Here is a 25445-nt window from a genome sequence, read left to right on the forward strand (position 1 = left end):
CGGACTGCGACGGATGGAATGGCGCAGCCGATCTTCTACAAGAGTCCTCCTTCGTCATCGCTGGCTGAAATTGCCGCGCTGACGAAGGCGCCACTGGTCGACCCCGAAAGGGGCGCGCTTCAGATCAGGGGGCTGGCTTCGCTTGACGAGGCCGGACCGATGCATCTCGCGTTTTTCGACAATCTCAAATACGCCGACCAGCTTGCCGCGACCAAGGCCGGCGCCTGCCTGGTCAGCGCGCGTTTCGAGGCGCAGGTGCCGAAGGGCACCGCCGTGCTGCGGGCCGCGAAACCGTTCCAGGTGTTCGTCGAGCTTGCCCGCGAATGGCACGCCGATGCGCTGCGGCCGCAATCCTGGTTCGGGACCGAGGGCATCGCCCCGTCGGCGATCATCGATCCCACCGCGCGCCTCGAGGACGGCGTCATCGTCGATCCGCTGGTCGTGATCGGCCCACGGGTCGAGATCGGCGCCGGCACCATCATCGGCGCCGGCGCGGTGATCGGCGCCGACGTCAAGATCGGCCGCGACTGCAATGTCGGCGCCAAGACCACCATTCAGTTCGCGCTGATCGGCAACAACGTGCTGATTCACCCGGCCTGCAATATCGGCCAGGACGGCTACGGCTTCATCTTCTTCGGGCCGGCCGGGCACGTGAAGGTGCCGCAGACCGGCCGCGTGGTGATCCAGAACAATGTCGAGGTCGGCGCCGCCTCGACCATCGACCGCGGTTCCCTGCGCGACACCGTGATCGGCGAGGGCACCAAAATCGACAACCAGGTCCAGATCGGCCACAATGTGACCATCGGCCGGCACTGCCTGCTCGCGGCCCAGATCGGGCTCGCCGGCAGTCTGACGATCGGCGACAATGTTGCGCTCGGCGCCAAGGTGGGCATCAACAACCACCTCAAGATCGGCGACGGCGCCCAGGTGACGGCGATGAGCGCGGTCAAGGACGACATTCCGGCCAATGGTCGCTGGGGCGGGCATTTCGCCAAGCCGACCAAGCAGTGGTTCCGGGAAATTATCGCGGTGGAGCGCCTGGTGCGCGACAACGAAGCCAAAGGCAAGGAACAGGAGTGATGGAGGAGGCACCGGTCAAATTCGAGCTCGTGGATATCAACGATATCCTGAAGACGCTCCCGCATCGCTTTCCGATGTTGCTGATCGACCGGGTGATCAAGATCCGCACCGACTACAGCGGCATCGGCATCAAGAACGTCACCTTCAACGAGCCGCCGTTCCAGGGGCATTTCCCGGATCGTCCGGTCTATCCCGGCGTGATGATGATCGAGGCGATGGCGCAGACCGCCGGCGTGATCGGTATCAAGTCGGTCGAGGGCACCGAGAAGCCGCGCGCGGTGTATTTCCTCACCATCGACAAGTGCAAGTTCAGGAAGCCGGTGATGCCCGGCGACACCATCGAGTACCACATGCGCTCGCTCGGCCGCCGCAAGACGATGTGGTGGTTTCACGGCGACGCCAAGGTCAACGGCCAGGTCGTCGCCGAGGCCGATGTCGGTGCGATGCTGACGGATTAGAGCAACGTCAGCTCGCCGCCGTCACGACGTGCTGCAGGCATATCGGCCGTCCGCGCCGGCGATCCGCAGCACGCGATTGAGGAAGACGCCCATCGATGGTGCGATCATCAGCGCGTCGTAGGTCTCCGTAGGCACGCCGCAATAGTGCTGGTAGCTGCCCCTGACCGCGACCAGCAGCGTGCGCTCGCTTGCGCTGTAGCAGACCCGCTGGACGATCGTGCTGCGGTTGATGTCGCGACAGTCGAAGCTCGAGAGATTGACGGTCGTGCTGTTGCCGAGATCGACGGTCTCCGGACCGACCGGCGCGGAGAACAGGTTGAGGATCAGTGCGGCGGCCCGGACCATGGATCGGTTGCGACCTTCTCGTTTGCAACAGGCGGTCATCATACGTCACTGGACAGGGCGGGCAAAGTCGCGCTAACGACCGCTCAAATCGACTGATACCACCTTGGCGCGATTAACGAATTCCGGACCGTAACGACATGAGCATGATCGACCCCACTGCGCGGATTGCGGATGGCGCTATGATCGGGGCCGGCACCGAGATCGGTCCGTACTGCATCATCGGCCCCAACGTCGTGCTGGGCGAGAACTGCAAGCTGATCGCGCATGTCACCGTCAGCGGGCACACGAAGATCGGCGCCGGTTGCGTCATCTCGCCGTTTGCCGCGCTCGGCGGGCCGCCACAGGATCTGAGCTATCGCGGCGAGCCGACCCGTCTCGAAGTCGGCGAAGCCTGTACGATCCGCGAAGGCGTGACGATGAATGTCGGCACGATCAAGGGCGGCGGGCTCACTCGCGTCGGCGACCGCGGCTTCTTCATGAACAACAGCCATGTCGGCCATGATTGCATGGTCGGCAATGGCGTCATCTTCGCGACCTCGGCGACGCTCGGCGGCCACTGCGAGATCGGCGACGCCGTCTATATCGGCGGCCTGTCGGCAGTGCACCAGTTCACCCGCGTCGGCTCGCAAGTGATGATCGGTGGCGTCTGCGGCGTGCGCGGCGACATCATCCCGTTCGGTCTCGCCAACGGTCAATATGCGGTGCTCGAAGGGCTCAACATCATCGGCATGCGGCGGCGTCAGTTCACCAAGGCGCGGCTGGCGACGGTGCGGGCGTTCTATCAAAAGCTGTTCCACGGTCCCGGCATCTTCGCCGAGCGACTGGTGTCGGTGCAGCCGCTTGCGGGCGAGGATCCTGCGATCGCGGAAATCCTCGCCTTCATCGAGGGCGGCAAGCTCCGGCCGCTCTGTCTTCCCGCCGACGTCAATTGAGCAGGGGATGGCCGCCAGCATGACGTCAGCGGCTCCCTCGCTTTCCTCGCCGGTCGGCGTGATCGCCGGCGGCGGCGCCATGCCGTTCGCGGTCGCCGATCAGCTCACCGCGCGCGGCATCACGCCGGTGCTGTTCGCGCTGCGCGGCGCCTGCGATCCGGCGCGCGCGCAGCGGTTTCGTCATCGCTGGATCTCGGTCGGCCAGCTCGGACGCGCGACCCGACTGTTCCGCGACGAAGGCTGCCGCGACCTGATCTTCATCGGCACCCTGGTGCGTCCCGCGCTGTCGGAGATCCGGCTCGACTGGGGCACGCTGCGTTTGCTCGGCCACGTCGTGCGCGCGTTTCGCGGCGGCGACGATCATTTGCTGTCGAGCGTTGGCCGCATCCTCGAGCAGCAAGGATTTCGCATGGTCGGAATCAAGGATGTTGCACCCGATCTCCTGATGCCTGAGGGCGCCGTGACGCGCACGACGCCGGATTCGAGCGCGCTCGCCGACATCGCACGCGGACGCAGTGTGCTCGATGCGCTCGGCCCGTTCGACATCGGCCAGGCGGCCGTGGTGATCGACGGCCACGTCGTTGCGGTCGAAGACATCGAAGGCACCGATGGGCTGCTGGCGCGGGTGGCCCGGCTGCGTGCCGAGGGCCGTATCCGCGCCAAGGCCGGCCGCGGCGTTTTGGTGAAGGCGCCGAAGAGCAAGCAGGATCTCCGCTTCGATCTGCCGACCATCGGCCCGCGCACGGTCGAGGGCGCGGCCGCGGCGGGCATCGCCGGCATCGCCGTGATCGCCGGTAACACACTTGCCGCCGAGCCGCAGGCCCTGATCGAGGCCGCCGACGCCAAGGGGCTGTTTGTCATCGGACTGGCGGGCTGATGCAGGCGCGCAGTCCCAGCAGCGGCCGCAAGATCTTCCTCATCGCGACGGAAGAGTCCGGTGACCGCCTCGGCGCGGCACTGATGAAGGTGCTGCGCCAGCGCCTAGGCGATGCCGTGCAATTTTCCGGCGTCGGCGGCCGGCAGATGACCGGCGAGGGCATCGATCCCTTGTTTCCGATCGAGGAGCTCTCGATCATCGGCTTTGCCGCCGTCGTGAAGCAATTGCCGAAGATACTGCAATTGATCAGGCGTACGGCCGATGCCGTGCTCGCCGATGCCCCTGACATGCTCGTCATCATCGACAGCCCTGACTTCACCCACCGCGTCGCGCGCCGCGTTCGCGCGCGCAACCCGAACATTCCGATCGTCAACTACGTGTCGCCGTCGGTCTGGGCGTGGCGGCCGGGCCGGGCGCGCGCGATGCGAGGCTATGTCGATCACGTGCTGGCGCTGCTGCCGTTCGAGCCGGAGGAATATGGCAAGCTGCAGGGGCCGCCATGCAGCTATGTCGGACATCCCCTGACCGAGCAGCTCACCTCGCTGCGGCCGAACGAGGAGGAACAGAAGCGGCGCGACGCGCAGCCGCCGGTCCTGCTGGTGCTGCCCGGAAGCCGGCGCAGCGAGATCAGGCATCATCTGGCGCTGTTCGGCGCGGCGCTCGGCCAGCTCAACAAGCAAACCCCGTTCGAGCTCGTGCTTCCGACCATGCCGCATCTCGTGGCCATGGTGCGCGAAGGCGTCGCGTCGTGGCCCGTGGTGCCGCGGCTTGCCGTCGGCGAGACCGAGAAGCGCGCCGCATTCCGCGTGGCACGCGCGGCGCTCGCAAAGTCGGGTACGGTGACGCTGGAGCTCGCACTGTCAGGCATTCCGATGGTGACGGCCTATCGCGTCGGTGCTGCGGAAGCGTTCATCCTGCGCCGTGCGATCCGGGTGTCGTCGGTGATCCTCGCCAATCTCGTGATCGGCAGCGACATCATTCCCGAGTTCCTGCAGGAGGACTGCACGCCGGACAAGCTCGCGCACGCGCTGGGTGATGTCCTCGCGGATACGCCCGACCGTCTGCGGCAGCTCGTGGCGTTCGGAACGATGGACGGGAAGATGTCGACCGGCGACCAGCCGCCGAGTGTCCGCGCCGCCGACATAGTGCTCGCGGAAATGAGCCGGCGTTCAACCTAGTCATTCGATCATCGTGGTGCTGCGGCGACATGTGGTCGCAACGGTTCCGCTTGCTGCGCTAATATTAGTAATAGCTAATATTGATGCGGAGCGCCGTCATGAAGATCGATCCTGTCGCCTATGTCGGAGCCGTCGTTCGCGAAGTCGCGGTCCGGGAGCGCGATGGCAAGCCGGCGCGGGCGGTCATCGCGACCCGCAGCTACGACACCGACATCGCCGATCTCTGGGACGCGCTGACCAACCCCGAGCGCATTCCGCGCTGGTTCCTGCCGATCTCGGGCGATCTCAGGCTCGGCGGCCGCTATCAGTTCCAAGGTCAGGCGGGCGGGGAAATCACGACGTCTGAGCCGCCGCGCCGGCTTGCCGTGACCTGGGAGGCGATGGGCGCCGTCAGCTGGGTCGCCGTGACCCTGGCCGACGATGGCGCCGGCGGCACGCGACTCGAGCTGGAGCACCTTTCACTGATCGAGGGCGACTTCTGGGATCGCTACGGGCCCGGCGCGGTCGGTGTCGGCTGGGACCTCGCCTTGATCTGGCTCGCGCTCTATGTCGCGGCAGGCCCCGGCGGGCAGTTCGACCGGGCGGCGGCGGAGGCCTGGCCCGGCTCCGGGGACGGCAAGGATTTCATCCGCCGCAGCAGCGCGGACTGGTGCAGGGCGTCGATCACGGCGGGAACGGACGAGGCGGCGGCACGTCGGGCCGGGGCCAGCACGACGGCGTTTTATTGCGGCGAGCCTGAGCCGGGCGGCGGAGGAGGCTAACGACCGTGCACGCCTTCGACATCCTCGGCGATCCCGTCCGCCGGCGCATCCTGGAACTGCTGGCGACCGGCGAGCACAGTTCGGGCGACGTCGTCGCCGTCGTGCATCGCGAATTCGGCATCACCCAATCAGCGGTCTCGCAGCAGCTGCGGATCCTGCGGGACGCCGGTTTCGCGTCGGTGCGCGCCGACGGCACGCGCCGGATCTATGCCGTGGAGCCGGCGCGGCTGCGCGAGGTCGACGACTGGCTCGACCGGTTCAGGGCGTTCTGGCTGCCGCGTCTCGATGCGCTCGCAACCGAGGTCGCGCGCGGCAAACGAAAACGGCGCCATCGGGAATGACGGCCCCGTCTCGAACTCGTCGGAGATGAAGCTTACTTGCGCTTGTCGATCGTCACATAGTCGCGGCGTGCCACGCCGGTATAGAGCTGGCGCGGACGGCCGATCTTCTGCTGCGGATCCTCGATCATCTCGCTCCACTGGCTGATCCAGCCGACGGTGCGGGCGACTGCGAACAGCACGGTGAACATCGAGGTCGGGAATCCCATCGCCTTCAGCGTGATGCCCGAATAGAAGTCGACGTTCGGGTAGAGCTTGCGGTCGATGAAGTAGGGATCGCTGAGCGCGATCTTCTCGAGCTCGAGCGCAACCTTCAGCATCGGGTCATCGCCATGGCCGGTCTCGGCCAGCACCGCGTGACACATCTTCTGCATGATCTTGGCGCGCGGATCGTAGTTCTTGTAGACGCGGTGACCGAAGCCCATCAGGCGGACTTCGCTGTTCTTGTCCTTCACCTTGGCGATGAATTCGGGGATCTTGTCGACCGTTCCGATCGACGACAGCATGGCGAGCGCAGCTTCATTGGCGCCGCCATGGGCCGGACCCCACAGGCAGGCGATGCCGGCCGCGATGCAGGCGAACGGGTTGGCGCCCGAGGAGCCGGCGATACGCACCGTCGAGGTCGACGCGTTCTGCTCGTGATCGGCATGCAGGATGAAGATCTTGTCGAGCGCGTCGGCGAGCACCGGGTTGATCTTATATTCCTCGCACGGCACCGCGAAGCACATCTGCAGGAAGTTCTCGGCGAAGGAGAGCGAGTTCTTCGGATACACGAAGGGCTGGCCGATGGTGTATTTGTAGGCCATCGCCGCCAGCGTCGGCACCTTCGCGATCATCCGCATCGAGGCGATCATGCGCTGTTTCGGATCGTTGATGTCGGTGGAGTCATGGTAGAACGCGGCGAGCGCGCCGACCGCAGCAACCATGATCGCCATCGGATGCGCGTCGCGGCGGAAGCCCTGGAAGAAGCGCGCCATCTGCTCGTGCACCATGGTGTGGTGGATCACGCGATGGTCGAAGTCCTTCTTCTGCGCCGGGGTCGGAAGCTCCCCGTAGAGCAGCAGGTAGCAGGTCTCGAGGAAGTCGCCGTTCTCGGCGAGCTGCTCGATCGGGTAGCCGCGGTATTCGAGGATACCGGCGTCGCCGTCGATATAGGTGATCTTCGACTGGCAGCTGCCGGTCGAGGTGAAGCCGGGGTCGTAGGTGAACACCCCGGCCTGGCCGTAGAGCTTGCCGATGTCGATGACATCAGGCCCAACCGTGCCGCTCAGGATCGGGAAATCGTAGTTCTTGTTGCCAATGGTGAGTGTGGCTGTCTTGCTGGATTTTGCGTCCATCGTGATATCCCCGATGAAATCGTTGCGAAAACCGACCTTGCCCAGTCGCTAATTTGCGGCCCATGGCGGGGCGGAACGGCTTGTGGAGAAAGCGTCCGGGGATGGGTAGCTCATTGCAATGTGCGCTGCAAGATGGACCCTGGAGGGGGTCCATGCAGGATCACACCGCCTGATCGGCGAGACGAGCGAGACACTCCTGGCGTCCCAGCACGGCCAGCACGTCGAATATGCCCGGCGACGTTGTCCGCCCCGTCAGTGCCACCCGCAGCGGCTGGGCGACCGCGCCGAGTTTCAGATTGTTCTGCTCGGCGAAATTCCGCATGGCGGTCTCGGTGGTTTCCGCCGTCCAGTCGTTGACGGCTTCCAGCGCGGTGCGCAGCCGGCCGATCAACGCGCGTGTTTCCGGCGTGAGTAGCGCGGATGCTTTCGGATCGAGCTCCAACGGGCGATCGGCGAAAATGAAGTAGGCGCTCGCGATCAGCTCGATGAGCGTCTTGGCGCGCTCCTTCAGGTTTGGCATCGCCCGCAGCAATTGCGCGCGGGTGGTGTCATTGAGCTTGGCCTTCAGCGCGGCGCCTTCAGGAACATAATCCAGCACGCTCTCGAATTGGGTCACGAGGGATTGATCGTCGCTCTGCCGGATATAGTGGCCGTTGAGGTTCTCCAGCTTGGCGAAATCGAACCGCGCCGCCGAGCGGCCGATGCCGGAGAGATCGAACGCGTCGATCATCTCCTGCGTCGAGAAGATCTCCTGGTCGCCATGGCTCCAGCCGAGCCGGACGAGATAGTTGCGCAAGGCGGCCGGCAGATAGCCCAGCGCGCGGTAGGCATCGACGCCGAGCGCGCCATGGCGCTTCGACAGTTTCGAGCCGTCCGGTCCGTGGATCAGCGGAATGTGGGACATGCTTGGCAGCTCCCACTCCAGCGCGTCGTAGATCTGCTTCTGCCGCGCCGCGTTGATCAGGTGGTCGTCGCCGCGGATGATGTGGGTGACGCCCATATCGTGGTCGTCGACCACGACCGCGAGCATGTAGGTCGGGGTGCCGTCGCCGCGCAGCAGGACGAGGTCGTCGAGGTTCTCGTTCTGCCAGACCACGCGGCCCTGAACCTGATCCTCGATCACGGTCTCGCCGGTCTGCGGCGCTTTGAGGCGGATGGTCGGCTTGACGTCGGAAGGTGCGGTGGCCGGATCGCGGTCACGCCACATGCCGTCATAGAGGCGGGTGCGGCCCTCGGCGCGCGCTTTCTCGCGCATCGCGGCCAGTTCCTCCGGGGTGGCGTAGCAGTAATAGGCCCGCCCGGCGGCGAGCAGGCCCTCGGCGACCTCGCGATGGCGCGCAGCGCGGCTGAATTGGTAGATGACGTCGCCGTCCCAATCGAGCTCGAGCCATTTCAGGCCGTCCAGGATGGCGTCGATCGCCGCCTCGGTCGAGCGTTCGCGGTCGGTGTCCTCGATCCGGAGCAGCATCTTGCCGCCGAGCTTCCTGGCATAGAGCCAGTTGAACAGCGCGGTGCGGGCGCCTCCGATATGGAGGAAGCCGGTTGGCGAGGGGGCGAAGCGGGTAACGACGGAATTGGTCATGATCGATTGCGACGTATGCTGGAATGGGCGGTGGTGTATATCAGGAACCGGACATAACTAAAGCCCCGGCTGACCTTTTGCCGGCCAAACCAGGCTCTGAAAGCAGGCTTGGCCGGACGGCGCGAATTTGGCAGAAGGTTAAGCTTAATCCTTCAGGGAACCCTTTGATGACGACTGACACGACGGCAGAGGCAGGGCGCGACTTCATCCGCGACATCGTCCAGGCCGATCTCTCCTCCCACAAGCACAACCGGATCGTGACCCGCTTTCCGCCGGAGCCGAACGGCTACCTGCATATCGGCCACGCCAAGTCGATCGCCCTGAATTTCGGCATCGCGCAGGAATTCGGCGGCCAGTGCAATTTGCGCTTCGACGACACCAATCCGACCAAGGAGGAGCAGGAGTACATCGACTCGATCCAGGCCGACGTGCATTGGCTAGGCTACGATTGGGGTAAAAACCTCTTCTTTGCGTCGGACTATTTCGAGCGCCTGTACGATTGGGCGGAGGGCCTGATCAAGGCCGGCCATGCCTATGTCGACGATCAGTCGCAGGAGGAGATCCGCACGTCCCGCGGCACCTTGACCGAGCCCGGCAAGAACTCGCCGTTCCGCGACCGCACAGTCGAGGAGAACCTCGACCTGTTCCGCCGCATGAAGGCCGGCGAGTTCTCGAACGGCGCTCGCGTGCTGCGCGCCAAGATCGACATGTCGGCCGGCAACATCAACCTGCGCGATCCGGTGCTGTACCGCATCCTGCACGCCCACCATCCGCGCACCGGCGACAAATGGTCGATCTATCCGAGCTACGACTATGCGCACGGCCAGTCGGACGCGATCGAGGGCATCACCCATTCGATCTGCACGCTGGAGTTCGAGGATCACCGTCCGCTCTATGAGTGGCTGCTCGACAAGCTGCCGGTGCCCTCACAGCCGCGTCAGTACGAAATGGCGCGGCTCAATCTGACTTACACGCTGCTGTCCAAGCGCGTGCTGACCCAGCTCGTCCGTGAGGGCCACGTCGCAGGCTGGGACGATCCGCGGATGCCGACCGTCGCAGGCCTGAAGCGGCGCGGCGTGCCGCCGGCTGCGGTGCGCGAGTTCATCAAGCGCATCGGTGTCGCCAAGGCCAACAGCGTGGTCGATGTCGGCATGCTCGAGTTCTGCATCCGCGAGGAGCTGAACCGCACGTCGCTGCGCCGCATGGCGGTGCTGCGGCCGCTCAAGGTGGTGATCGAGAACTATCCGGAAGGGCGGGTCGAGGAGATCGAGGCGATCAACCATCCTGACAATCCGGAAGCCGGCACCCGCAAAATCGCGTTCGGCCGCGAGCTCTATATCGAGCGCGACGACTTCATGGAGAACCCGCCGAAGAAGTTCTTCCGCCTCTCGCCCGGCAATGAGGTGCGGCTGCGCTATGCCTACTTCATCAAGTGCACGGGCGTTGTGAAGAACGACGCCGGCGAGATCGTCGAGCTTCGCGCGACCTACGATCCCGCGACCAAGGGCGGCAACGCGCCCGACGGCCGCAAGGTGAAGGCGACGATGCACTGGTTGCCGGCGGCGCAGTCGAAGCCGGCGGAGATCCGCATCTACAATCAGCTGTTCGCCAACCCGAGCCCGAACGCCGCCGATTTCGCCGCCGACCTCAACCCGCAGTCGCTGGAGGTGTTGGGCGATGCGCGGGTCGAGCCTGCGATCGCCGAGAGCAATTCGCCCGAGGCGATGCAGTTCGAGCGGCAGGGCTATTTCGTGCGCGATGCGGATTCGACGCCGGACCGGCTGGTGTTCAACCGCACCATCGGCCTGCGCGATACCTTCGCCAAGGAAGTCGGCGGCAAAGGTTAGCGCAATCCTGCGCGGACAACGGACGGAGGCAATCGATGCCTGATGAAGCCGACGATATCGCCTCCGCCATCATCGCCAGATGGTCCGCAGGTTTCGGCAAGCTCGATGCGGATACGCTGGCCGCGCTCTACTCGCGGCACGCGTTCTTCTTCGGCTCGAACCCGACGCTCTATCGCGGCCGCGACGGTGTGAAGGCCTACTTCAACGGCCTGCCGCGCTGGCGCTCGCCGCGCGTTCAGTTCAGCGAAGTCAGGGCCGAGCGTGTGAATGCCGATCTCGTCAATATGGCTGCTATCGCGTCGTTCTTCCTCGACGGCGATGCGCCTTCGCTTACCGTCAAAATCACCTGGGTGATCACGCGGGAGGACGGCGACTGGAAGATCGCCTGCCATCACGTTTCGTCGCAGACGCCATTGATCTAGCGCCCGCCAAAATATCGAAAACAACCCCATGCAAAGTAGCCGCCGGCCGCCGGCGTTCGACATGGCAACTTGACACGTCGAGCAAATCAACGGCATTCTTCTATTATTCCGAAATCATGCAGGCCCGCCCCCGCAAGCCGGGGCCCGCATCACGTCTCGGCTGACATGTTCTGCTCTTGCAGGATTTTGACGAGCGCCCGGTGCTCCAGGCAGCCAGCCAATCCCGGCAGTGTCAGCAGGGTGGCCGGCACGGTCACGCCCTTCGGCGAGTGAAGTTCAATCTGCTCGAGATGCAGTCCCGGATGCGATCGCGTGGTGGGTCGCACCAAGGCATCGAGCCTGCCGTCGATCAGTTCGCCGAGATCGCCGGTCGCGGAGAGATTGACGCGCAATTGCCGTTGATCCTGCCGCGTCAAGCTTTGGATCGCAGGGCACTTCCTTGACAGGATGACCGGTGCAACGCCGAGCCGAAGCCGCCTGCCGCGAAGCGCAGGCGCTGTGCGATGCGTCGCATGCGATATCTCACGGAAGGCGCGGCTGATCGACGGCAGGTACTCTTCGCCGGCGGTCGTCAGCAGCAATCCGCGCGGCAGCCGCCGGAACAGCGCGATGCCCAACGCGGTCTCCAGCGCCTTGACCTGCTGGCTGACCGCGCCTGGCGTCACGCACAATTCGTCGGCCGCGCGCTTGAAGCTCAAATGCCGCGCGGACGTCTCGAAGGCGCGCAGTCCGTTCAGGGGAGGGAGGCGGTAGCTCATTGTCGGCACTTCTCAGGTTCTGTCGAGCTGCAGTTTTCAGGGATAGATTTTTTAAGTCAACGGCCGAGAAGGATTGGTTTGATCCGGCCGGTCCGCTCCCGCAGAAATAGCCCGACCGGTTTCTGCCAGGGAGAACATCCATGCCCGACACTCACGACGTGGCCATCAGTCATTTGCAGCGGCGCAAGATCGAAGGCCGCGTTCTGATCCCCTTCATCCAGACGCTGCGCGACAAGCTCGGCGACGACGCCACGCGGGAGCTCGTCGATGCCACGATACGCCGGCTCGCGGCCGAGGATGGCGCAACATGGGCCTCCACCTACGGACAGGGCATCGGGTCGTTGAGGCGGATTGTAGATGAATTGTGGGCGGCCGGCGGCGCCATGGAGGTCCAGATCCTCGACCAGTCGGAGCAGCAGTTTGCCTTCAATGTGAAGCGCTGCGGCTATGCCGAGTTCTACAAGGATCTCGGCCTCGCCGACATCGGCTACGAGGTTCACTGCAAGCGCGACCATGCCATGCTCTCGGGCTTCGACGACGGCCTGCAGCTCTCCCGTTCCCAGACCTTGATGGAGGGGGCTTCGTGTTGCAATTTCCGCTTTCGCAGGGGCCCGTAGCAGCCGCAGCTCGTGCTGCCGGATACCTTCGTGTTCCGGTTGTGTTCCGCTAGGCGGCCAGCGGGAGCTTCCGCTAGCTTCGTGGCCCGGCAGGGATCGCAAGCGGTATGGCGGAGCAGGGCACGACGCCGGGCGGCAGACGTGGCTACGCGGGGACGTGGCCGCCGCGCACGGCTGCGCCGGCCGGCGGCTATATTCCGGTGCGCGCCAGCATCTGGCGTCCTCTCGTCGAGGCATTGCGGCAATGGGTGCGTGCGGAGACGGGGGCCGGGCGGCTGTTGCCATGGGTGCCGGTAGCGTTCAGCACGGGCATCGCGTTCTATTTTGCGGCCGAGCACGAGCCGGTGCTCTCGGTCGCTGCGTCAGTCGCGATCGCGCTCTGCCTGCTGGCGTTGCTGCTGCGGCGGCGCCGGGTGTTTCCCGCCGTCGTGATGCTGGCTGCGGTCGCGGCGGGCTTTGCGACGGCGACATGGAAGACCGCGCGGATCGCCCACGGCGTGCTGGCGCGGCCGATATATTCCGTGGCGCTGACCGGTTTCGTCGAGACGCGCGACGTCAGGGAGAAGACCGACCGCTTCGTGCTGCGCGTCGTGTCGATGGAAAGCCAGCGCGAGGTGCCAAAACTCGAGCGCGTCAGGCTCTCGGTCAAGAAGGGCACCGCGCCCGAGGTCGGCAGCTTCGTCGAATTGAAGGCGCGGCTGATGCCGCCGCTCGGGCCGCAGCGTCCGGGCTCCTACGATTTCGGCCGCGACCTCTATTTCCAGGGCATCGGCGCATCCGGCTTCGTGATGGGCGCGGTGAAAACCAGGGAGCCGCCGGCGAGCGGCGGCCTCGCGCTGCGTTATGCCGCCTTCATGCAGTGGCTGCGCGACGCCATCGACGCGCGGATCCGCACCACGCTGGACGGCGACCAGCGCGCGATCGCAACGGCGCTGCTCACCGGCCGGCGCGATGCGATCACGACGCCGGTCAACGACGCGATGTTCATCTCGGGGCTCGGCCATGTGCTGTCGATCTCCGGCTACCACATGGCGGTGGTCGCGGGCGTCGTGTTCTTCACGATCCGCGCGCTGCTTGCGCTGTTTCCGGCGCTGACGGCCGGACACCCGATCAAGAAATGGGCGGCGGCGGCGGCGCTGGTCGCGGCGGCGTTTTACCTCCTGCTGTCGGGGGCGGAGGTCGCGACCCAGCGATCGTTCTTCATGACGGCCGTGGTGCTGATCGCCGTGATCGTCGACCGCCGCGCGATCACCTTCCGCACGCTGGCGGTGGCGGCGCTGATCGTGCTCGCGATCGCGCCGGAGGCGCTGGTGCATCCGAGCTTCCAGATGTCGTTTGCGGCGACCCTTGGGCTGGTGGCGCTGGTGCAGATCGGGCTGCCGAACCTGCTGGCGTCGCCCGACCATTCGGCGACCGCGCGGGTTGCGCTGTGGGGCGGGCGTGAGCTCACGATGCTGATGCTGGCCTCGCTGGTCGCGGGGCTCGCGACGACGCCCTACGCCGCGTTCCACTTCCACCGCGTGACGCCCTACGGGCTGCTGGCGAACCTCGCGGCAATGCCGGTGGTGTCGGCAGTCGTGATGCCGGCTGGCCTGCTCGGGCTGCTCGCCATGCCGTTCGGCTTCGACGGCGCGTTCTGGGCGATCATGGGCTTCGGCATCGACTGGATGATCCTGGTGACGCAATGGGTCGCGGCGCTGCCGGGCGCGGTCGGCCGGATGGCGGCGTTCGGGGTCGGGCCGATGATCGTGGCAAGCGCCGGCCTGATCCTGCTCGGGCTGTTGCGTTCGCAGCTGCGCTGGTCGGGTGCGGTGCTGCTGGTGGTGGCCTCGGTCTGGGCGGTGCGGGTGCCGCAGCCGGACGTGTTGGTCTCAGCCGACGGCCGCAACGTCGCGGTGCGGGGCGGCGACGGCCGGCTGCATCTGATGCACAGCGCGAAAGACGCCTTTCTCGTCAAGGAGTGGCTGGCGGCGGATGCCGATGCGCGGACCGCCACGGATGCCTCGCTCGGCGAGGGCGTCTCCTGCGATCCGAGCGGCTGCGTGACGCAGGGTCCCGGCGGCGCCTTCGTGGCGCTGGCGAGCCGGCCCGAGGCGCTGGCCGACGACTGCGAGCGTGCTGCGCTGATCGTGAGCGCGCGACCGGCGCCGAAGGATTGCGCGGCCTCGGTGATCGATGCCGAGCGGTTGCGGCGCCACGGCGCGCTGGTGCTGCGGCGCATCAGGGACGGCTACGCCATCGACGCGGTCAAGCCCGGCGGGATCGACCGGCCATGGTCACCGGCGGTTCCCGGCGATGGCGAGAGCGAGACCACGCTGCGCACACCCGCCAGCGCGCCGCGGCCCGCCGTCGATGCGACACCGACCGAGACCGATTTGCAGGGCGAAGACTAGCCGCCCAGGATTAGCCATTTTCGGGTGAGGGGCCGGTCGGCAGCTCGAACAGGCCGAGATGGAATTCGTCGGAGTCGGGGCCGGCGTCGGGCTTCTTGACGAGGGTGAAGGAAGCCTCCGGGAATTGCTCCCAGACCTTCAGGTCGTCAGCCGTCACCGTCAGCCAGCCGAACCGGAACATGTAGCGGCCCGGCTCCGTGACGCGTCCAGCCTTTTGCCATGTGACCTTGTCGACCACTGAGCAGGTTTCCGTGAGTGCACGTCCTCCGTACCCAATGATGCGCCAAGGCGCGCGCCGACGCAATTCTCCTGCTGCGCCCCGGAGCCCGGCGTCCGGGGTCGCTCGAAATCGGTTAGGTCCTTCGCCGCCGGATTACTCATTCCGCGGCGACGATGCGTTCAACCCAAAAACAGCGACGCAAATGCGGAGGGCCGCCGCTCCACAACCTTCGGCTTCTGCTCGACCGGCGGATGCAGCGCCGGCAATTGCAGCACGCTGACGCGTTGTCCCTCGACCAGCTGGGTCACCAGCACATGGCTGCCGTCGGGGAATTCGACCGCGTCATGATGGCGATCGGGAACGTCGGGCTCGACCTCGTTGAACACGCCGACGCGGAAATTCATCGTCTTGGTCCAGATCCAGCGGCTGTCGTAGCGAACGTTCTCGGCGAAAGCGAGCTCGGTGCCCGGCAGCATGCAGACCGCGACAGTCGGATCGTTCTCCGAAGCAAAGCCGCGGGTCGACGTGCCGCGGAAAGTCGTGGTGATCAGCGTCTCTCCAACAATGGCGGGGCGCGACGCCACGGCGTGCAGACTATAGTCACACATCGGATGGCTCCTCTATTCGAGGTAGCGACCCGTGCCTCTCCTTGAGGCATAGGGCCTCTACCAGAGTGGACGATAGCGAACGAGTGTCTCCTCGTTTCTAGGCGATTGTACGACTGCTCGACGAAACGCCCCGATCACAAACACGCGACGCTGCGTGAGAGGTATCGGAGCGCATCGGGCAGGCCGCACGTTACGCTATCTTTCAAGGAACGATCCGATGTGTTGCTCGTTCCCTGCCGCCATCAGTATTTGCGATAGAGGCCGATCAGCTTGCCCTGGATGCGGACCCGGTTCGGCGGCAGGATGCGCACTTCATAGGCGGTATTGGCCGGCTCCAGCGCGATCGATGCACCGCGGCGGCGGAAGCGCTTCAGGGTGGCTTCCTCCTCGTCGATCAGCGCCACCACGATGTCGCCGGTGTTGGCGACGTCGTTACGCTGGATCAGCGCCATGTCGCCGTCGAGGATGCCGGCATCGACCATCGAGTCGCCGCGCACTTCCAGCGCATAGTGCTCACCGGCGCCGAGCATGTCGGGCGGCACGCTGATGGTGTGGCTGCGGGTCTGCAGCGCCTCGATCGGCGTACCGGCGGCGATCCGGCCCATCACCGGGACCGCGACCGGACGGTTGCCGTCGTCCTCGGCGATCGGTGGCGAGCTGGTGCGCTTGCCGAGGGTGCCTTCGATGACGCTCGGGGTAAAGCCGCGGCGGCCGTTGCCGCTGCCGGCCGAGAGCTCGGGCAGCTTAATGACCTCGATGGCGCGGGCGCGGTTGGGCAGGCGGCGAATGAAGCCGCGCTCCTCCAGCGCAGTGATCAGGCGGTGGATTCCGGACTTCGAGCGCAGGTCGAGCGCATCCTTCATCTCGTCGAACGAGGGCGGTACGCCGGCCTCCTTCAGACGTTCATTGATGAAACGCAGTAGTTCGTACTGTTTGCGCGTGAGCATCTCGAGTATTCCCCCGGTTGGTAGCGTCGTTCGATTCCGAGACTCTTCAGGTGGGCCTGCAGGCGGGGCCTGACCTCAGGAGCGCGGTGCTCGGTACAAGCGCTTCCTGGATGGTCTCCCGTTTGTAGACACCAGTACTCGAAACAAATCATGAACGGACACTATATGTTCGATATGTGTTCCGCAACCACTTAATTTCCGGTGAACGTAATGGGCAAGCGCTCAAGCGATGCCGTCTGCGCCGTCACTCGGGCAGTGTCAGGATCTCGCATTCGCTGCCTTTGCCGGCGGCAGGCGCAAACGGCGGACGCACGAGAAGTGCCCGTGCCGCAGCGAGATTCCCGAGCAGGGACGAGTCCTGCTGCATCACAGGCGTTGCGACCAGCGTGCCGTCGTCGCGCGCCTCGAGACGTGCGCGCAGATAGTCCTCGCGCTGGTCGTTGGCGGCGAGGTCGCGGCCGAGCAATGCGCTGGCGCGGACATGATGGACAGTCTTTTGGCCGCTCAGCGCCCGAATCAACGGCACCAGAAACAGGAAGGCGCAGACATAGGAGGACACCGGATTGCCGGGCAGCCCGATCACCCGCATCGCCCCTAACCGGCCATGCATCATCGGCTTGCCGGGCCGCATCGCGATCCGCCAGAACGTCATCTCGACGCCCTCGGCCTCCAGCGACTGCTTGACCAGGTCGTGGTCGCCGACCGAGGCGCCGCCGGTCGTGATCAGGATGTCGGCGCCGGTCTCGCGCGCCCGGCGGACGCCGGCGGTGGTGGCTTCCACCGTGTCGGCGGCAACCCCGAGATCGACGGTGTCAGCGCCTTCGGCGCGCGCCAGTGCCCGCAGCGCGTAACCGTTGGAATAGACGATCTGGCCGGGACCGGGCTCCGAGCCCGGCATCACCAGCTCGTCGCCGGTCGCCAGCACCGCGACCTTCGGGCGGCGATGCACCGCGAGCTCCGGATAGTTCATGGCGGCTGCCAGCGACAGCGCGCGGTCGGAGAGGCGGCTGCCGGCGGCGAGCAGCACGTCGCCCTCACGGAAGTCGACGCCGGCCGGGCGGATGTGCCGCCCGGCGGCAGCCAGCTCGGTGATCGTGATGTGGTCGCCGTCGACGGCGGTGTCTTCCTGGATGATGACGGCGTCGGCGCCATGGGGGACCACGCCGCCGGTAAAAATTCGGACCGCTTCGCCTGGGCCAACCGTGCGCTCGAACGGCCGGCCGGCGGCGACTTCGCCGATCACCTTGAGCCGGGCCTTCAGATCACCGGCGTCGGCCGCGCGCACGGCATAGCCGTCCATCGCCGACATCGGCTGCGGCGGCTGGGTGCGGCGCGCGGCGAGGTCGCGCGCCAGGGTGCGATGGTAGGCGGCATCGAGTGCGACCATCTCCTCCGGCAGCGGGTCGGCGCCGGCGAGGACGGCGGACAGGGCATCGGCAACCGGCATCAGGGCCACGCTCAGAGCTCCTCAATTCCTAATCACATACCAAGTGCGGTCAGAGCCCTTGCCACGTCATCCGTCGATGTCACGTGGATGGCATGAAGGCCGCGCGCCCGCGCGCCGTCGATATTAGCGGCCAGATCGTCGAAGAACAGGATCCGCGACGCCGGCACGCCGATGGCTTTTACCACATGATCGTAGGCCTCGGCGTCGGGTTTCCGGTGGCCGATCGTCGAGGACAGGAAGACCGTTCGGAAATGGCCGAGCAACTCGGTATGGATGGCCGAGAAATGCGCGACATGGGCCGGATTGGTGTTGGAGAAGGCGTACAGCGGCATCCGCTTCGCGGCGGTCGCGAGCAAGGGGGCAATCCCCGGCATCTCGCCGGTGAAGATCGCATTCCAGCCTTCGAGAAACTGCGCGTCGGTGATGTCGATACCGAGCGTCCGGCGCAGGTTTGCGAAGAACGCCGCGTCGTCGATCCGGCCGATCTCGTGATGCCTGAAGCTGTCGTCGACCACAAAGCGCGCGGCGAGATCGGCCGGCGCGCAGCCGGAATGCTGCGCCCAGTGCGCCATCACCTTCTCGAAGTCGATGTCGAGCACGACGCGGCCGATATCGAACAGCAGCACGTCGACGGAATCGGGGGAGAGTTGCGAGGTCATTGCGTGAAACCCTGTACGAAAATTGCGGGCGGGCGGCAATGTCCTCGATTTGTGCGGCAGCCATGCGACGACAGGAGCGGGGTGTTGTCCTTGCGAAGGCGGGGACCCATACTCCGCGGCGGGTGTTGTTGAAGGGACGCCTCGTACCCACTTCGCCTAACCATGACCATTCGTGGTTATGGGTCCCCGCCTTCGCAGGGGCAACGATGAGGATCGTGCGCGATTCAAGTTGTCACGTCACGCGGTGTCAGTTGTGGTGGGGACGCAGCCCTACAATCTCTCGACATGAATCGTCTGAGCTTTGCTTCTCGTTTCGCCGCTTGAAAGCAGAGGGCACAGGAAAGCCGGGTGCCGCCATGGGCCACTCACATCCTGGAAAGCGCCAGGCCGAGGTAGGCGATCAGCGCGCCGGTGCTGAGAATGACGACGACGAGCGCCTGTTCCGAACGTGCTTGCAGAGTTTTTCGGCTCACGGCGATGACGCTCCATCCTTCAAAATCGTATGGCCCAACTCACGTCGGCTGATATCCGTTCCGGTTCCTGGCCGGGAACTTTCATCGATGTCAGCTTCGCGGGCGCGCTCGGTCTCCTCTCGTTGCAGGCCAGAAACGCACAACGCCGCCCGCATTGAAATACGACGGGCGGCGTTGGTTCTAGCCCCAGGAGGAATGGCAAAATCCTGACGTTATGGATACGGGCGAGAGAGCAATAGGGTTCAGCCTACGGCTCCGTACGATACCGGTACTCCGAAGGAGCAAAGGAAACTGTCGGGGCGAGGTCTACGATGATGTGACCAAGTTGTACTGGCCTCAGCGTGTACCCCCTCGCTGGGGCCCTTTCTTGAGGCCGCCGGATCCCCGGCGCCGCGAGGCAGCGCATAGCGAGGTTCACTTGGCGTCCTTGCACGGACGAGCGCGCTCTCGAAGCGCCTCAACGGCGTCAGCCAGCGGCAAAACGGAGACGGCCCCGGCGCGCTCGCGGAGGCTTATGGTGCCTTGTTGCGCTTCACGCTGCCCGACGACCGCCACGACTGGAATACTCGCCTCATGCGCGGCAACGATCCGTCGCGACAGCGTGTCGGCGCTGGCGAACAGGACGCCTCTGATGCCGGCAGCTTCGAGCGCATCGAGAACCTTGACCGCGTAATCGGAATGATCACGCGAGATCGGCGCGACGGCGACCTGGTCCGGAGCCAGCCAGAACGGCAGCGCGCCGGCATGATGTTCAAGCAGCATCGCGATGACGCGACCGATTGAACCGAACACGGCATGGTGGATCATCACCGGGATCGCGCGATCGCCGTCCGGTCCGACGTAGAACGCGTCGAGACGGCCCGGCAGAACGCTGTCGAGCTGAACCGTTCCGCATTGCCAGGACCGGCCCAGCCGATCGCGGAGCGCAAACTCCAGCTTAGGCCCATAGAAGGCGCCTTCGCCGGGCTGGATCTCGTACGACAGCCCGCACTGGCGCGCGGCCGCGGCAAGGCTCGCTTCCGCCCAATCCCATAATTCGTCCGAACCGGCGCGCGCAGTCGGCCGGGTGGAAAGCGACACCTCGGGCTCGGGGAAGCCGAACTCGGCATAGACTTCCGACAGCAGCGCGACGAAGCGGGCGACTTCACTCGGCACGTCCTGTTCGCGGCAGAACACATGGGCGTCGTCCTGCTCGAAGCCGCGCGTGCGCATCAATCCGTGCAGGGAGCCGGACGGCTCATCGCGGTGGCAGATGCCGAACTCGGCGTAGCGCAGCGGCAGGTCGCGCCAGGAGCGCAGGCCCTTGTTGAAGATCTGGACGTGGCAGGGACACGACATCGGCTTGAGCGCCATTGCGCGCTCGCCGTCGGCAAAACCGAACATGTGCGCCCCGAATTTTTCCCAATGGCCGCTTCGAATCCACAGATCGCGGGGCAGCAGCTGGGCGTTCGAACCTCGGCATAGCCCAACCGGCGCATTTTCCGGCGGATGTAGTCCTCCAGCACCCGATAAAGCGTGTTGCCGCGCGGATGCCAGAACACCATCCCTGGCGCATCCTCCTGGATGTGCCAAAGATCGAGACGCGTTCCGAGGCTTCTGTGATCGAGATCGTCCATAGCTTGCTCTCCTGATTGGAAGCAGCGCGGACGAGTTTGCGCGTGAAAAAAGCCCCGTCCGTCGCCGGCGGGGCCTTGTCTGGTTGTGCAGTCTGTTACCGCATACGACCAGGGGACGACCCGCCAAGGCTGGTCGTCGCGGTGGTCAAAGACATGGAACAGATGTTGCGCATGTTGTTATTCTGGATTGTCTCGCCGGTCTCGTCAACCTGCCCGTAACACGAGACAGCGTTAGTCACGGGGCGATGCGGGCTCACCGTTCGCCCAGATCGATCTGCGTCAGAATGCCCTGGCGCAGCGCGAGGCGGACCAGCTCGATGTCCGTGCCGACGCCGAGCTTGTCCTTGATCATGGAATGCAGGTTCGCGACCGTCTTGGGGCTGAGATGCAGCGCCTCGGCGATCTCGTCGGTGGTCTTCTCCGCGAGCAGCATGCGCAGCACCTCGAATTCCCGCGCGGTCAGCAGGTCGGCGGCGGCGCGCTCGCCGGCGAGATGGCTGAGCGCGAGTTCGTGGTCGATATCCGGACTGATCGCGATCTTGCCCGACAGCGCTTCCATCACCGCGTGTACCAGCGTCTCCGGCGGGCTCATCTTGGTGACATAGCCGCTCGCGCCGGCGCGGATCGCCTGCACGGCAAAAGCTGCGTTCTGGTGCATGGTGAATACAAGGATCTTTGCGCGCTTGTCCCACTGCCTGAGGCGCCGGATGGCCTCGATGCCGCCGATGCCGGGCATCGACAGGTCCATGATGACGAGGTCGGGCCCGGTCTCCTTGTAGAGGCGGTAGGCCTCGACGCCATCGGAGGCTTCGGCCACGACGGCGAGGCCCGGCTGCTTCTGCAGCATCGCCCGATAACCCTCCCGAACGACGGCGTGGTCGTCGACCAGCATGATGGTTCGCGCCGCATTGCTCATGCCGCGCGTTCCACGAATGCGGCCTCTCGACCGGTCGCGACGGGAACGCTGACGCGGAGCGAAGAGCCGTTGGACTGTCCGGCCGCGAAGCTCAGCCGTCCGCCGAGCGCGGCGACCCGCTCGCGCATGCCGAGCAGGCCCATGCCGGACTTCACCTGAGGATCGCCCTGGGGATCGCCGGGCCTGCCATCATCGTCGATCGCGAGCACGATTTCGCTGCCGCCGCCGTCTGACGCCGTCTCGCGCATCTCAAGCCGCAGCGTGACGCGGGTGGCGCCGGCGTGCTTGGCGGCGTTGGTGAGCGCCTCCTGCACGATGCGGTAGAGGTTGGCGCCGGTGGAGGCGGGGATGTGCCCGAACGATCCCGCTATGGCGATCTCGAACCGCTGACGTCCTCGGCTGCGGCCGTTCCAGCCGGCGATCAGGCCCTCCAGGCTGGCCGCAAGGCCGAGTTCGTCGACATCGGGCGGGCGCAACCTGAAGAGGGCGCCGCGCAACGTCTCCATCATGTCGGTCGCGGTGCGCGCGATGCCGTCGCATTCGGCGAGCAAAGGTGGGCAATCCTGGACCGCGGTCAGACGTGCCGAGGCGGCGAGCGCGCGGATCGCGACCAGCGATTGCCCGAACTCGTCATGCAGCTCGCGCGCAAGATGCCGGCGCTCCTCGTCCTGCACCACGATCAGCTTCTCCGTCAGCGCGTTGCGGTCGGACAGCGCAGCGGCGAGGTGTTCGGCGAGATGATTGAAGACGTCGCCGACCGCCGACAATTCGGCGAGGTCGAACGGCGGCAGGCGCGCCGTGAGGTCGCCAGCGGCGATCCGCTCGAGCCCGTCGCGGATCAGCCGCGTCGGACGCAGTGCACGCGACAGCGCCGCATAGACCAGCGCGCAGAGCAGCGGCAGCGCGAGCATCAGCACCGCCATCAGCCGGCCGGCGTCGTGCCAGGCTTCCGCCGTCAGCACCGCCGGATCGACCCAAACGACGGCCTCGCCGATCGCCTGGCCGCGCGCAATCACCGGGCGCACGGTCTCCCGGCCGGGATCGAACAGGCGGCGATAGAGCGCCGCGAAGGCCTGCGGCGGCGCGGCCGCATCGGTCTGCGTGCCGCCGCAGAACCGCTGGCTGATCTCGCCGCTGTTGCCGCGAAACGCGAGGCACAGGCCGGGCGCCATGACCGAGGCGGCCACGCTGTCGAGATCAGGGAAATCGGAGCGTGGATTGTTCAGCCACTGGATCTTGCTCTGCTGCAGCTCCAGCGTCCTGGCGGCGACATCGGCAACGGCCGCGATCCTGGCGCGCACCGAGCGGTCGGCCTCGATCAGGAAGTAGCCGGAGATCGCAGCAAAGCAGAGCATCGACACCGCAGCCACACGCAACGTCAGCCGCAGCTTCAGATCGCTTCCGGACCAATTCCACATCGGTGTATCCTCGGAGGTCGCAGACGGCCTTCGGCGCGTGGTTGCGGGCAGGACCGTCATGCCCATTAAACGGCAGAATGGAAGTGTCGAGAAGCACTGCCTTGGGCGCGGACCTCGGTCGTGAAATTTTCCCGGCGGCGGCCGGGAGGCGTTCCGCTGCGGCGCGGCGGCCTGCCGGCCTAGGTTGCGATCGAACCGACCGCATCAGCACCTGAAAGGCCTCGATCATGCGCCAGTCCCGCCTCGTCTTGCACGCTCTCGCGTTGATCGGCCTTCTGGCCGGATATTGTCCGCTGCGCGCCGAGACCGGTGCCGCTGCGGCTTCCCCGCTTGGCGTCAACATCGATGATTTCAGCTATGTCGACACCTCGGGCGAGGTGATCGATCAGACCGCCACCCATCAGAAGCGGCTGGATGCGTTCATGGCCGCGCTGCGCGCCGATATTGCCGCGGAGCCGCGCTATCGCCTGGTGCCGTCAGCGGCGCCCGCAGGCGAGGCCCGGATCAAGGTGGTCGGCGGCGTGCAGAAGATGAGCACGCTGGTGCAGTGGGCCAAGGTGGCCGTCATCGATGTCGGCGCGAGCCGTGTGCTTTACGAAAAGCTCTACACGTTTCGCGGCGACAATGACGAGGCATGGGACCATGCGCGGATGTTTGTGTCGCGCGAGGTGCGCGCCGTTCTTGCGGCTGCGCTGCCGACGGCACCGGCCGCCGCGCCGCAGATCGGGCTTGCGGTGTTCGCGTTCGAGCTCGAGGATAATTCGGCGGCACCGTCGTCCGGCCTTGCCGGCTCCGATGCTGCCATTTTGGCCGATGTCACCCAGGGCGTCCGCGACCGGCTTGCGCAATCGGGCCGCTACCGCCTGGTCGATACCGCCGGCGCAATGGCCGAGCCCGTCAAGGTGCGGGCGCTGCGCGACTGCGACGGTTGCGAGGCGGCGATCGCGCAGAAGCTCGGTGCCGATCAATCGCTGATCGGCGTGATCAGGCGGGTCAGCCGGACCGAATACACGGTCGGCTTCCAGGTGCGCGACTCCCGCAGCGGCGCGGTCGTGTCGCGCGGCGACAGCGGCTTGCGGATGGGCGCCGATTATTCCTGGACCCGCGGCGCGGTTCACTTGGTCGGCGACCGCCTGCTCGCGGGTGAGGCGCAGTAGTAGCGATCCGGACCATCGCAAAGCGCGATAGCTGATAGACACATCATCTTCTATCGCCGGGCCTGTGTGTGGGCTATCACCGCCATCCGATCACCGCACAGGAGCCGCCGATGCGTTTGCCCGCCGTCCTTTTCGCGCTCTCGCTCGCTGCAAGCCCCGTGGCGGCCGAAGAGCCGTCGGGCACGCTGCAGAAGATCAAGGAGACCAGGAAGGTCACGCTCGGCTTTCAGGAGGCCTCCGTTCCCTTCAGTTATCTCGACGACAATCAGCGGCCGATCGGCTTCGCGCTCGATATCTGCCTCAAGATCGTCGATGCCGTGAAGAAGGAGCTTGGCATGCCCGACATAGCGGTCGACTATTTGCCGGTGACCTCGTCGAACCGAATCCCGCTGATGGTCAACGGCACGATCGACCTGCATTGCTCGGCGACCACCAACAGCGCCGAGCGCCAGAAGCAGGTGACCTTCACCAACTCTCACTTCCTGAGCGCGACGCGATTTGCCGCCAAAAAGTCCGCCGGCATCAACACCATCGACGACCTCAAGGGCAAGTCGGTCACCGCCGTTGCAGGCTCGGTGAACCTCACGCAGCTCGTCAAGGTCAACACCGAACGCAAGCTCGGCATCAACGTTCTGCCGGCCAAGGACCAGGCCGAGGCGTTTTTGATGCTGGAGACCGATCGCGCCCAAGCCTATGCACTCGACGACGTCCAGCTTGCGGTGGCGATTGCGAGATCCAAGCAGCCTTCGCTCTACATGATCAGCGAGGAGGCGTTCTCGAAGGCCGAACCGTTCGGGATCATGCTGCGCCGGGAGGACGCGCCGTTCAAGGCGCTCGCCGACCGCGCGACGGCCGAGCTCTACAAGAGCCCGGAGATCGAGGTCATGTACAAGAAGTGGCTGGAGCAGCCGACCCCGCCGAACGGCATCAACTACAACGTCCCGATCTCGCCGGCGCTGCGCAATGCGTTCGCTCATCCGAGCTCGAGTTTTGATCCTGATGTGTACGAGGTTGCGAAGTAGCGCAGTTGCCGTGGCCCGCATGGCGATGCGATATGCG

Annotated in this window: 25 protein-coding genes; 13 read left to right on the top strand and 12 right to left on the bottom strand. The window is 65.7% G+C overall.

Annotation, left to right across the window (positions count from 1 at the left end):
* Positions 1–18: 18 nt before the first annotated feature.
* Together lpxD and fabZ are read left to right on the top strand one after the other, a co-directional pair.
* Entirely contained in the window at positions 19–1080 is a 1062-nt protein-coding gene (lpxD, locus tag BraRD5C2_RS05305) for a UDP-3-O-(3-hydroxymyristoyl)glucosamine N-acyltransferase (RefSeq protein WP_223967282.1), read from the top strand.
* On the top strand, positions 1080–1538 hold the full coding sequence (fabZ, locus tag BraRD5C2_RS05310; RefSeq protein WP_016841580.1) for a 3-hydroxyacyl-ACP dehydratase FabZ: 459 nt from the start codon (positions 1080–1082) through the stop codon (positions 1536–1538). The genes lpxD and fabZ overlap by 1 nt, the downstream gene beginning before the upstream one ends.
* 21 nt (positions 1539–1559) lie before the next feature.
* Here fabZ and BraRD5C2_RS05315 read toward each other — a convergent pair whose 3' ends face one another.
* On the bottom strand, positions 1560–1883 hold the full coding sequence (locus BraRD5C2_RS05315) for a KTSC domain-containing protein (protein WP_223967283.1): 324 nt from the start codon (positions 1881–1883) through the stop codon (positions 1560–1562).
* 137 nt (positions 1884–2020) lie between these two features.
* On the opposite strand from BraRD5C2_RS05315, the gene lpxA reads away from it, so the two are divergent.
* The 5 genes from lpxA (at position 2021) to BraRD5C2_RS05340 (ending at position 5972) form a co-directional block, all read left to right on the top strand.
* Positions 2021–2815 carry an acyl-ACP--UDP-N-acetylglucosamine O-acyltransferase gene (lpxA, locus tag BraRD5C2_RS05320; protein WP_223967284.1) on the top strand — a complete coding sequence of 265 codons (795 nt, stop codon included), beginning with the start codon at positions 2021–2023 and terminating at the stop codon, positions 2813–2815.
* Positions 2816–2834: 19 nt separating this feature from the next.
* On the top strand, positions 2835–3692 hold the full coding sequence (locus BraRD5C2_RS05325; RefSeq protein ID WP_223967285.1) for an LpxI family protein: 858 nt from the start codon (positions 2835–2837) through the stop codon (positions 3690–3692).
* Positions 3692–4870, top strand: coding sequence for a lipid-A-disaccharide synthase (lpxB, locus tag BraRD5C2_RS05330; RefSeq protein ID WP_223967286.1), 1179 nt, complete (start codon positions 3692–3694; stop codon positions 4868–4870). Before BraRD5C2_RS05325 ends, lpxB begins: the two co-directional genes overlap by 1 nt.
* A gap of 98 nt (positions 4871–4968) precedes the next feature.
* Entirely contained in the window at positions 4969–5631 is a 663-nt protein-coding gene (locus BraRD5C2_RS05335) for an SRPBCC family protein (protein ID WP_223967287.1), read from the top strand.
* Between the two features lie 5 nt (positions 5632–5636).
* Positions 5637–5972: an ArsR/SmtB family transcription factor gene (locus BraRD5C2_RS05340; RefSeq protein WP_223967288.1), complete on the top strand. Its 336-nt coding sequence runs from the start codon at positions 5637–5639 to the stop codon at positions 5970–5972.
* 32 nt (positions 5973–6004) lie between these two features.
* On the opposite strand, the gene gltA is transcribed toward BraRD5C2_RS05340, so the two are convergent.
* Positions 6005–7306, bottom strand: a complete 1302-nt coding sequence (gltA, locus tag BraRD5C2_RS05345; RefSeq protein WP_092114598.1) for a citrate synthase — start codon at positions 7304–7306, stop codon at positions 6005–6007.
* A gap of 160 nt (positions 7307–7466) precedes the next feature.
* Positions 7467–8888, bottom strand: coding sequence for a glutamate--tRNA ligase (gene gltX, locus BraRD5C2_RS05350; RefSeq protein WP_223967289.1), 1422 nt, complete (start codon positions 8886–8888; stop codon positions 7467–7469).
* Positions 8889–9055: 167 nt separating this feature from the next.
* On the opposite strand from gltX, the gene BraRD5C2_RS05355 reads away from it, so the two are divergent.
* Entirely contained in the window at positions 9056–10735 is a 1680-nt protein-coding gene (locus BraRD5C2_RS05355) for a glutamine--tRNA ligase/YqeY domain fusion protein (protein WP_223967290.1), read from the top strand.
* Positions 10736–10770: 35 nt separating this feature from the next.
* The gene (locus BraRD5C2_RS05360) at positions 10771–11157 is read left to right on the top strand and encodes a YybH family protein (RefSeq protein WP_223967291.1); all 387 of its coding nucleotides are present in this window, start codon (positions 10771–10773) and stop codon (positions 11155–11157) included.
* A gap of 149 nt (positions 11158–11306) precedes the next feature.
* On the opposite strand, the gene BraRD5C2_RS39505 is transcribed toward BraRD5C2_RS05360, so the two are convergent.
* The gene (locus BraRD5C2_RS39505; protein WP_275945285.1) at positions 11307–11915 is read right to left on the bottom strand and encodes a LysR family transcriptional regulator; all 609 of its coding nucleotides are present in this window, start codon (positions 11913–11915) and stop codon (positions 11307–11309) included.
* A 140-nt stretch (positions 11916–12055) separates the two neighbouring features.
* Between BraRD5C2_RS39505 and BraRD5C2_RS05370 the strand changes: the two genes are divergently transcribed.
* Both BraRD5C2_RS05370 and BraRD5C2_RS05375 read left to right on the top strand, forming a co-directional pair.
* Positions 12056–12532: an L-2-amino-thiazoline-4-carboxylic acid hydrolase gene (locus BraRD5C2_RS05370; protein WP_223967292.1), complete on the top strand. Its 477-nt coding sequence runs from the start codon at positions 12056–12058 to the stop codon at positions 12530–12532.
* 107 nt (positions 12533–12639) lie between these two features.
* Positions 12640–14925: a ComEC/Rec2 family competence protein gene (locus BraRD5C2_RS05375; protein WP_223967293.1), complete on the top strand. Its 2286-nt coding sequence runs from the start codon at positions 12640–12642 to the stop codon at positions 14923–14925.
* Positions 14926–14935: 10 nt separating this feature from the next.
* Here the strand turns inward: BraRD5C2_RS05375 and BraRD5C2_RS05380 are convergent, their stop codons facing one another.
* The 8 genes from BraRD5C2_RS05380 to BraRD5C2_RS05415 form a co-directional block, all read right to left on the bottom strand.
* Positions 14936–15163: a hypothetical protein gene (locus BraRD5C2_RS05380; RefSeq protein ID WP_223967294.1), complete on the bottom strand. Its 228-nt coding sequence runs from the start codon at positions 15161–15163 to the stop codon at positions 14936–14938.
* 161 nt (positions 15164–15324) lie between these two features.
* The gene (locus BraRD5C2_RS05385; protein WP_074130078.1) at positions 15325–15753 is read right to left on the bottom strand and encodes a hypothetical protein; all 429 of its coding nucleotides are present in this window, start codon (positions 15751–15753) and stop codon (positions 15325–15327) included.
* Positions 15754–15995: 242 nt separating this feature from the next.
* Positions 15996–16700 carry a transcriptional repressor LexA gene (gene lexA, locus BraRD5C2_RS05390; RefSeq protein WP_223967295.1) on the bottom strand — a complete coding sequence of 235 codons (705 nt, stop codon included), beginning with the start codon at positions 16698–16700 and terminating at the stop codon, positions 15996–15998.
* 244 nt (positions 16701–16944) lie between these two features.
* Entirely contained in the window at positions 16945–18156 is a 1212-nt protein-coding gene (locus BraRD5C2_RS05395; RefSeq protein WP_223967296.1) for a molybdopterin molybdotransferase MoeA, read from the bottom strand.
* Between the two features lie 23 nt (positions 18157–18179).
* Positions 18180–18806 (bottom strand): HAD family hydrolase, encoded by a 627-nt coding sequence (locus tag BraRD5C2_RS05400; protein ID WP_223967297.1) that lies wholly within the window; start codon positions 18804–18806, stop codon positions 18180–18182.
* Positions 18807–19693: 887 nt separating this feature from the next.
* Positions 19694–20662: a threonine--tRNA ligase gene (locus BraRD5C2_RS05405; protein ID WP_223967298.1), complete on the bottom strand. Its 969-nt coding sequence runs from the start codon at positions 20660–20662 to the stop codon at positions 19694–19696.
* Positions 20663–21148: 486 nt separating this feature from the next.
* Positions 21149–21811, bottom strand: coding sequence for a response regulator (locus BraRD5C2_RS05410; RefSeq protein ID WP_223967299.1), 663 nt, complete (start codon positions 21809–21811; stop codon positions 21149–21151).
* Complete coding sequence (locus BraRD5C2_RS05415) at positions 21808–23229, bottom strand: sensor histidine kinase (protein WP_223967300.1); 1422 nt, start codon at positions 23227–23229, stop codon at positions 21808–21810. The genes BraRD5C2_RS05410 and BraRD5C2_RS05415 overlap by 4 nt, the downstream gene beginning before the upstream one ends.
* A 227-nt stretch (positions 23230–23456) precedes the next feature.
* Between BraRD5C2_RS05415 and BraRD5C2_RS05420 the strand changes: the two genes are divergently transcribed.
* A complete protein-coding gene (locus BraRD5C2_RS05420; RefSeq protein WP_223967301.1) occupies positions 23457–24386 on the top strand; it encodes a DUF3280 domain-containing protein in 930 nt (309 codons plus the stop codon).
* Between the two features lie 110 nt (positions 24387–24496).
* Entirely contained in the window at positions 24497–25408 is a 912-nt protein-coding gene (locus BraRD5C2_RS05425) for an amino acid ABC transporter substrate-binding protein (RefSeq protein ID WP_223967302.1), read from the top strand.
* Positions 25409–25445: the final 37 nt, after the last annotated feature.

It is taken from the genome of Bradyrhizobium sp. RD5-C2, from assembly GCF_019972155.1.
GTDB lineage: Bacteria > Pseudomonadota > Alphaproteobacteria > Rhizobiales > Xanthobacteraceae > Bradyrhizobium.